1 protein-coding gene is annotated in these 1,113 nt (G+C 70.7%); it reads right to left on the bottom strand.

Features of this window, described 5'->3' with window-relative positions; genetic code table 11:
* Positions 1-23: 23 nt before the first annotated feature.
* Positions 24-1,113 (bottom strand): ISL3 family transposase (locus CYJ76_RS11415; RefSeq protein ID WP_101850149.1); only part of this gene is annotated, 1,090 nt, incomplete at its 5' end.

Below are 1,113 nucleotides of genomic sequence, written 5' to 3'. Positions count from 1 at the left end.
GGCTCTTCGGAGTTGAGCGTGGGTCATGGGGTGAGTCCTCCGCCGATGAGGAGCATGCGGAGTCGGTAGTTGTGGCGGTTGCGGAAGCCGCGCGCGACGCGGCGGTGGAGCTCGATCAGTCCGTTGATGGCTTCGGTGCCGCCGTTGGATGCTCCGCCGGTGTCGTAGTAGGCCAGCAGGGGTGCGGACCATCGTTGCAGGGTGCGGCCCAGGCGTTTGACCTCGCGGATGGGACTGGTCGGCAGGATCTCGAGCAGGCGCTGCGCGGCGGCCCTGCCGACGGTGGGGGTGGGGGCGTGGAACAGGGCTCGGACGTCCTGGGCGACCTGCCAGGCGAGCTCCACCTCGACGTGTGCCTCGTGAGCGGTGAACGCCGCGGTCAGGCGGGCTCGTTGCCGGTCAGAGATGTTCTCGACCCCAGCGCGCAGCAGGGTCCTGATCCCGTACAAGGGGTCGCCCCTGCGCCCGCGGTGGCCGGTGGTGTCCTGCTGGACCCGGCGACGGACGTCATCCACGCACGCGGTGGCGAGCTTCACGACGTGGAAGGCGTCCACGACCGCGGTCGCGTCGGCGAGGTGGTCATCGATCGCGTTCTTGTACCCGTGGAAGGGGTCCAGGGTGGCGATCTGCACGGCGTCGCGGAAGTCCTGCCCGCGGTCAGTGAGCCACGCCCCGTACACGGCGCCGGAACGGCCCGGGACGAGGTCGAGCAGCCGGGCACGGGTCCGGCCGTCCTGGTCGCGGGTCAGGTCGACCATTCCGGTGAGCATCCGCGGGCCACGCGTGCGCGGATCGACGTGGTGCCACACGTGCTCATCGACCCCGAGCACCGTGACACCGTCGAACCGGGCCGGGTCGGCCTCCAACGCTTCCAGGTGGGCGCGCACAGCGTTCCACACGGTGTGCCAGTCCACCCCCAGCCGGCGGGCCAGACCTGAGATCGAAGCGTGCTCGCCCCGCAGTTCGCGCACTGCCCAGGACACCGCCCGGGTGGTCAACGTGCCCCGTGGTGGGGCCACCGACGGGTTCTGCTCGGTGAAGCTCGCACCAGGGCAGAGGGCCTCTCGGCACACGTATCTGCGCTTGGCCCACACCAGTCGCACCGGTCTGCCG

This window comes from Kytococcus schroeteri, assembly GCF_002847825.1.
Lineage (GTDB): Bacteria > Actinomycetota > Actinomycetes > Actinomycetales > Dermatophilaceae > Kytococcus > Kytococcus schroeteri.
The sequence above is the reverse complement of the archived record's forward strand: the minus strand, read 5'-3'. Positions and strand labels throughout refer to the sequence as shown.